We start from the raw sequence: 6,925 nt of genomic DNA, 5'->3' as shown, positions 1-6,925 counted from the left end.
AGGGACCTCGCCCTTTCGGGGGTTCGCGGGGGCGGAGCCCCCGCGGGGGGTTCGCCGTGAGCTGATCGTGGGAAGTGCAGACAGCAACCCAACATGAGTAGGGTCGCCCTAGGAACACTGACGATTGGGAGGGAGTCGCGTGGCATCGCACAGGGATCTGCCCGCCGGCTTGGACTACCAGCTTTTCCGCAACACCGGAAGTTCCTCGTTCACGGAGTTTGTCGGCTCGTATGCGCCGGGGTTGCTGCCGCAGCGGGATGAGGTTCTGGCCACCCCGATCGGCGACCAGGTTCCGCACGCGACCACGATCGTGGCCGCCACGTTCGCCGGTGGCGTGGTCATGGCGGGCGACCGGCGGGCGACGTCGGGCAACATCATCGCGCAGCGTGACGTGGAGAAGGTGTTCCGCACCGACGACTACTCGTGCATGGGGATCGCGGGCACGGCCAGCACCGGCATCGAGTTCGCCCGGCTGTTCCGTGTCGAGCTGGAGCACTACGAGAAGCTCGAGGGCCGCGCGATGTCGGTGGCCGGCAAGGCCAACCGGCTGGCCACCATGATCAGGGGCAACCTCGCCATGGCGATGCAGGGGCTGGTGGTGGTGCCGCTGTTCGCGGCGTTCGACCCCGACAAGGACGAGGGGCGCATCTTCAGCTACGACGTGGCGGGCGGGCCCTACGAGCGGGAGAGGTTCGACGCGATCGGGTCGGGTTCGATCTTCGCCCGTGGGTCGCTGAAGAAGCTCTACCGCGACGGCACGACGGCGGACGACATGGCGATGACCCTGATCCAGGCGCTCTACGACGCGGCCGACGACGACTCGGCGACCGGTGGGCCCGACGTGTCGAGGAAGATCTGGCCGATCGTGTCGGTGATCGACGCCGACGGTTTCCGCCGCCTGAGCGAGGAGCAGGTCTCCGGCTACGTCAACCAGATGCTCGAAGCCCGCCTGATCGCCCCCGACGGCCCCATCGCCCCGCTGCGCTAGAAAGGACCATCGCCAGTGTCCATGCCTTTTGGATATGCGTCCCCTGAGCAGATCATGCGGGACAAGGCCGACTACGCGCGCAAGGGCATCGCGCGGGGCCGCTCCGTCGTCGTGCTGCAGTACGTCGACGGCATCCTGTTCGTGGCGCCCAACCCGTCGCGGGCGCTGCACAAGATCAGCGAGATCTACGACCGCATCGGGTTCGCGGCCGTGGGCCGCTACAACGAGTTCGAGGAGCTGCGCCTCGGCGGCATCCGCTACGCCGACATCAACGGCTACACCTACGACCGCTCCGACGTGACCGGCCGCGGCCTGGCCAACCTCTACGCCTCCAACCTGGGCCGCATCTTCACCGAGTCGATCAAGTCGCTGGAGGTGGAGGTCGTCGTCGCCGAGGTGGGCGAGACGAAGGACGGGGACGCGATCTACCGGCTGACGTTCGACGGGTCGGTGTTCGACGAGCACGGCTTCGCGGCCATGGGCGGGCAGGCGGAGGCGGTGGCGGGCCGGCTCAAGGAGCGCTACCGCGAGTCGATGTCGCTGGCCGACGCGCTGGAGGTGGCGCTTGCGGCGCTCACGGAGCCGGGCGGGGAGCGGCCGCCGGTGGGGCAGCTGGAGGTGGCGGTGCTCGACCGCAACCGGGAGCACCGTAAGTTCCTCCGGCTGACGGGGGCGCGGCTGGAGCGGCTGCTCGCCCAGACCACCACGCCGCCGCCCGCCCCGCCCGCGGACGACACGCAGCCTCCCACGGGGCCTCCCACGGGGCCTCCCACGGGGCCTCCCACGGGGCCTGAGGGGGACGTGGACGACGGGTCGTCGCCGCTGTAGGGCTTTTTTTCACGCGTCCGGCGGGGACCGCGGCCCTGGGCTGCGGTCCCCGCCGGACGCGTGTCCGGGGTGGGTGCGGTTCTGCCAGGGCAAGGCCAGGCCGGGAGTGTGATCTGTATCACCATGGTTCGCCCGAACCGGGCGGCATGATCGTGGATCTCAGAATGCGTGAACACTTCCATGCGCAGCCTCCTGGCCGGCGGGGTCGCCGCCGCGGTGATGCTGACGTCCGGCGTGGCCGCTCAGGCCGCCACCACGGCGTACCCGAAGTACAAGGCGCCCAAGATCTTCGGCACGACGTTCCAGGCCGATCCCGAGCACGACTTCACCAAAGGCATCCACTCACGCCGCAACGGCATCCTGCGCGGCAGGATCACCGGTGTACGGGGCACCGTGGCCGAGTACGAGCCGATCAAGTGGAAGAAGGGCACCGAGACCGAGGGCTACTTCGTCGGCCCGCCCGAGGGTGACGTCATGGCGTACGCCTCGCCCATCGCGAAGGACGTGGTCTTCCTGTCGGCGGACGGGTGCGGCGCGGCGACGTCCGCCACGATCGACAGGAAGACGGGGCTCGGCAACAAGCGGTGCTCCAAGGCCGTGCTGATCAAGCGGCACGACCGCCGGCAGCAGCCTTCGCTCATCACCGTCCACAAGGGCAAGATCGTCAAGGTTCAGGAGATCTACGTCCCCTGACCTGCGCGGCGGATCCCGTGCCCCGTGGGGGCGGGCGCGGGTACGAAGCGTGGTATACGGGGCTGCGGTAGGAAAACAACTGGAAGATCTCTCCCGCTCGCCGATCCGTGGGCATAGTGTGAGGTGATGGATCGTCGCATCTTCGGGCTGGAGAACGAGTACGGCGTGACCTGCACGTTCAGGGGGCAGCGCAGGCTGTCCCCCGACGAGGTCGCGCGCTACCTGTTCCGGCGGGTCGTGTCCTGGGGCCGATCGAGCAACGTCTTCCTCCGCAACGGCGCACGTCTGTACCTCGACGTGGGCAGCCATCCTGAATACGCAACACCCGAGTGTGACAACGTCATCGAGCTCGTCACCCACGACAAGGCCGGCGAGCGCATCCTCGAGGGTCTCCTCGTCGACGCCGAGAAGCGGCTGCGTGAAGAGGGCATCGCCGGAGACATCTACCTGTTCAAGAACAACACGGACTCGGCCGGCAACTCCTACGGCTGCCACGAGAACTACCTGGTCGGCAGGCACGGGGAGTTCGGGCGGCTGGCGGACGTGCTGATTCCGTTCCTGGTGACGCGGCAGATCGTGTGCGGGGCCGGCAAGGTCCTGCAGACGCCGCGCGGCGCCGTCTATTGCGTGTCGCAGCGGGCCGAGCACATCTGGGAGGGCGTCTCCAGCGCCACCACCCGGTCCCGGCCCATCATCAACACCCGTGACGAGCCGCACGCCGACGCCGAGCGGTTCCGCCGCCTGCACGTCATCGTGGGCGACTCCAACATGAGCGAGACCACCATGCTGCTCAAGGTCGGCGCCACCGACCTGGTGCTGCGCATGATCGAGGCGGGCACGGTGATGCGCGACCTGTCGCTGGAGAACCCGATCCGGGCGATCCGTGAGGTCTCCCACGACATGACAGGCCGGCGCAGGGTGCGGCTGGCCAACGGGCGCGAGGCGTCCAGCCTGGAGATCCAGCAGGAGTACCTGTCGAAGGCGAAGGACTTCGTCGACCGACGCGGCGGCGACGCCATCGCGCACCGGGTGCTGGAGCTGTGGGAGCGCACGCTGCGCGCGGTCGACACCGGCGACCTCGACCTGGTGTCGCGGGAGATCGACTGGGTGACGAAATACCAGCTCATCGAGCGCTACCGCAAGAAGTACGACCTGCCGCTGTCGTCGCCGCGCGTGGCGCAGCTGGATCTCGCCTACCACGACGTGCACCGTAAGCGCGGCCTGTTCTACCTGCTGCAGAAGCGCGGCTCGGTGGAGCGGGTGGCGTCCGACCTGAAGATCTTCGAGGCCAAGTCGGTGCCGCCGCAGACGACCAGGGCGCGGCTGCGCGGCGAGTTCATCCGCAAGGCGCAGGAGAAGCGCCGCGACTTCACCGTCGACTGGGTGCATCTCAAGCTGAACGACCAGGCGCAGCGCACGGTGCTGTGCAAGGACCCGTTCCGCAGCGTGGACGAGCGCGTGGACAAGCTCATCGCCGGGATGTAAGGGCCGCGTTTACCTCGGCCCTACCTGGATGTCAGGTAGGGTGACGCGAATCTGACGTCTTTCCGAGGGACACGCATGCGCCGCGTTCTGGCCGTACTGGCAGCCATGCCTTTGATCTTGTTCGCCGCCGCGTGCGGCTCCGACAACGGCGGCGCGGCCCCCAGCGCCCCCGCGGGCGGGTCGGCCGGGGTGAAGGTCACCGGGAATGTGGGCGCCAAGCCCACGGTGGCCTTCCCCTCCGGCGCGCCCGCCACGAAGTCGTCCTATGAGGTGCTGCAGGCGGGCACCGGCGCGGAGGTCAAGGCCGGCGACAAGCTGATCGTCAACCTGACCGTCTACAACTGGGACGGCAAGGGCAACGCCGTCCAGGGCTCCTCGTACGACACCAAGAAACCCGAGACGGTCCCGGTCAACGAGCAGTTGCCGCCGGTGCTGAAGGAGGGCTTCACCAAGGTCAAGCACGGCGGCCGGCTGCTGGCCGTGCTCGCCAACGACTCGGTCGCCCAGCAGCAGGCCACGACGCCCGCCGAGCCGACCAAGGTGTTCGTGATCGACGTGGTCGGTGCCCAGCCGGCGGCGCTGAAGGCCGCCACCGGCAAGGAGACCGGCGAGAGCATCAAGGGCGTCAAGGTGGACAACCCGGGCGGCGACAAGGCGCCCACGCTGACCACGAAGACGAGCGAGAAGCCGTCCGGCAAGCTCGTCGTCAAGACGATCATCACGGGCACCGGCGCGAAGGTGCAGGCGAGCCAGACGCTATCCGTCCACTACACGGGCAAGATCTGGGGCACCGACAAGCAGTTCGACTCGAGCTGGGAGCGGGGCCAGCCGGCCGAGTTCCCGCTCGCCCAGGTGATCCAGGGCTGGCAGCAGGGCCTGGCCGGGTTGCCGGTGGGCAGCCGGGTCGTGATGAGCATCCCGCCGGACCTCGGGTACGGCGACCAGGCACAGGAGGGCATCCCGGCCAAGAGCACGCTGGTGTTCGTCGTGGACATCCTCGGCGCCTACTGACCGCCCGGCCCTCGCTTTCCCTGCGCCCGGGGCGTCCCGCCGCCGTGCGGTCAGGGCGGGCGTAGCGGGTCGTGCCGGCGTGCGCGTCCGGGCGGGCGTCGTGCACCGCGTGCGCTTGCGGCCGCACGACGCCGACGTGCGGGCCGTGCGGTCCTGCCGTCGTGTGAAACGGTCGTCGTGCGCGCTGCCGGGGTTGTGGCCCGACGTTACGGTGTTCCGGCCGTGGGGCGATTGGGGAGCTTGCTGACGCGTGATCCGACATCGCGGTAGCATCGCGAGGCCCGGGCGGCGCACCGTCGCCGGGCCGTTCCGCGTGGGAGGGCCGATGCTCCGCCGTGCCGTCGCGTTGCTGCTGCTGGCGCCGCTGATGACGGCCGGTTGCACGGACGAGCCGGCCGGCGCCCTGGACCTGAAGGTGGGCGGCGCGTTCGGCGCCAGGCCCACCGTCGTCTTTCCCGGTGGCAGGCCGGCGGCCGGGCTGCAGGTGGACGAGCTGGCCACGGGCAAGGGCGCGCGGCTGGAGCAGGACGACGTGGCGATCGTCCAGTACACCGCGCACGTGTGGGACGGCCGGCAGAACCGCCTGGTCGACTCCAGCTTCAACCGCGGCACCCCGGCGGCGTTCCCGGTGGGACGGCTGCTGCCGGGCCTGGACCGGGCGCTGCGGGGCCGTACGGTGGGCAGCCGGGTCATCGCGGCCATCCCGCCCGAGGACGGCTTCGGCCCGAACCCGCCGCGCGGTATCCAGCCGGCCGACGAGCTGTTCTACGTCGTCGACATCCTCGGCGCCCACCCCAAGGGCGCCTCGATCGAGGGCCGGGGCGGCTCGCTGGCGGGCGTCCGCGTCACCGGCGGGGCCCGGCCGCGGCTGGCGGTGCCCGCGACCGCGCCGCCCGCCCGGTTCGCCGCCAGGGTGCTCGACCGGGGCGGCGGGCGCAGGACGCAGGCGGGGCAGCTGGTGGTCACCCAGTACGCGGGCGCGATCTGGAGCCGGCGCCGCGTCTTCGACGCCACGTGGACGACCGGGCAGCCGAAGGCGTTCCGGATCGGTGACGGCAGCGTGATCAAGGCGTGGGACAAGGCGCTGGTGGGCGTGCCGGTCGGCAGTCGCGTCCTGATGATCGTCCCGCCCTCCTACGGGTACGGCGCCCCGGGACACCCCGCGTACGGCATCACGGGCTCCGACACCCTCGTCTTCGTGGTGGACGTCATCGCCGCCTACTGAGCACCGAGGGCATGAGCGCGCCGGGCGGAAGCTTTCATAGACTCCGCCTGTGAGTAGCGACGACCTCGACGCGCTGGCCCTGCTGCACGACCCCGTACGCCGCAGCCTGTACGACGCCGTCACGGCCGGCGGCGGCGACGTGGGCAGGGGAGAGGCGGCCGAGGCGACGGGCGTGTCCAGGACGCTGGCCGGGCACCACCTCGACAAGCTCGTCGAGGCCGGGCTGCTGGAGAGCGGCTTCCGGCCGCAGGAGAAGAAGGGCCCGGGCAGTGGCCGGCCGGCCAAGGTCTACCGCAGGGCCAGGGGAGAGCGGTCGGTGAGCCTGCCGGCGCGCGACTACGCCACCCTCGCCTCGGTCCTGGCGGACGTGGTGGACCTCCTCGGGGCCGAGGAGCAGGCCGAGCGGGCGGCGCGCGGCGCGGGCGCGCGGATGGCGGGCGAGCACGCCGGCGAGCCCGTGGAGCGGGTGCTGGGGGAGCGCGGCTACGAGCCGTACGAGGAGGGCGGGGTGCTGCGGCTGCGCAACTGCCCGTTCCACGTGCTGGCCGAGAAGCAGCCGCTGCTGGTGTGCTCCATCAACCTGGCCCTGTGCCAGGGCCTGCTGGAGGGGCTCGGCGACGACCCCGCCAGGGCGAGGCTGGATCCGCGGCCGGGGGAGTGCTGCGTCTCCCTTTCTAAAACAAATAAAGATTGAC

Annotated in this window: 7 protein-coding genes; all 7 read left to right on the top strand. The window is 70.4% G+C overall.

Annotated features, from left to right (window positions below; translation table 11 throughout):
- Window positions 1–139: 139 nt before the first annotated feature.
- The 7 genes from prcB to EJK15_RS26425 all read left to right on the top strand — a co-directional run bounded on the left by prcB (window position 140) and on the right by EJK15_RS26425 (window position 6,924).
- Window positions 140–988, top strand: coding sequence for a proteasome subunit beta (gene prcB, locus EJK15_RS26455; RefSeq protein ID WP_138713162.1), 849 nt, complete (start codon window positions 140–142; stop codon window positions 986–988).
- Between the two features lie 21 nt (window positions 989–1,009).
- Window positions 1,010–1,816 carry a proteasome subunit alpha gene (gene prcA, locus EJK15_RS26450; protein ID WP_138713161.1) on the top strand — a complete coding sequence of 269 codons (807 nt, stop codon included), beginning with the start codon at window positions 1,010–1,012 and terminating at the stop codon, window positions 1,814–1,816.
- A 168-nt stretch (window positions 1,817–1,984) separates the two neighbouring features.
- Window positions 1,985–2,509, top strand: coding sequence for a hypothetical protein (locus EJK15_RS26445; protein ID WP_240777223.1), 525 nt, complete (start codon window positions 1,985–1,987; stop codon window positions 2,507–2,509).
- Window positions 2,510–2,635: 126 nt separating this feature from the next.
- On the top strand, window positions 2,636–3,994 hold the full coding sequence (gene pafA / locus EJK15_RS26440; RefSeq protein ID WP_138673524.1) for a Pup--protein ligase: 1,359 nt from the start codon (window positions 2,636–2,638) through the stop codon (window positions 3,992–3,994).
- A gap of 105 nt (window positions 3,995–4,099) precedes the next feature.
- On the top strand, window positions 4,100–5,005 hold the full coding sequence (locus EJK15_RS26435; protein WP_171074547.1) for an FKBP-type peptidyl-prolyl cis-trans isomerase: 906 nt from the start codon (window positions 4,100–4,102) through the stop codon (window positions 5,003–5,005).
- Window positions 5,006–5,330: 325 nt separating this feature from the next.
- Entirely contained in the window at window positions 5,331–6,230 is a 900-nt protein-coding gene (locus EJK15_RS26430) for an FKBP-type peptidyl-prolyl cis-trans isomerase (RefSeq protein WP_138713159.1), read from the top strand.
- A 49-nt stretch (window positions 6,231–6,279) separates the two neighbouring features.
- Window positions 6,280–6,924 carry a helix-turn-helix transcriptional regulator gene (locus tag EJK15_RS26425; RefSeq protein WP_138713158.1) on the top strand — a complete coding sequence of 215 codons (645 nt, stop codon included), beginning with the start codon at window positions 6,280–6,282 and terminating at the stop codon, window positions 6,922–6,924.
- Window position 6,925: the final 1 nt, after the last annotated feature.

The organism is Nonomuraea basaltis (assembly GCF_005893125.1).
GTDB lineage: Bacteria > Actinomycetota > Actinomycetes > Streptosporangiales > Streptosporangiaceae > Nonomuraea > Nonomuraea basaltis.
The sequence above is the reverse complement of the archived record's forward strand: the minus strand, read 5'-3'. Positions and strand labels throughout refer to the sequence as shown.

What these genes read in the sequence shown, in the direction of transcription:
- pafA (WP_138673524.1), top strand. Translation starts at nt 2,636, where the DNA reads ATGGATCGTCGCATCTTCGGGCTGGAGAACGAGTACGGCGTGACCTGC.
- prcA (WP_138713161.1), top strand. Translation starts at nt 1,010, where the DNA reads ATGCCTTTTGGATATGCGTCCCCTGAGCAGATCATGCGGGACAAGGCC.
- EJK15_RS26430 (WP_138713159.1), top strand. Translation starts at nt 5,331, where the DNA reads ATGCTCCGCCGTGCCGTCGCGTTGCTGCTGCTGGCGCCGCTGATGACG.
- EJK15_RS26435 (WP_171074547.1), top strand. Translation starts at nt 4,100, where the DNA reads ATGCCTTTGATCTTGTTCGCCGCCGCGTGCGGCTCCGACAACGGCGGC.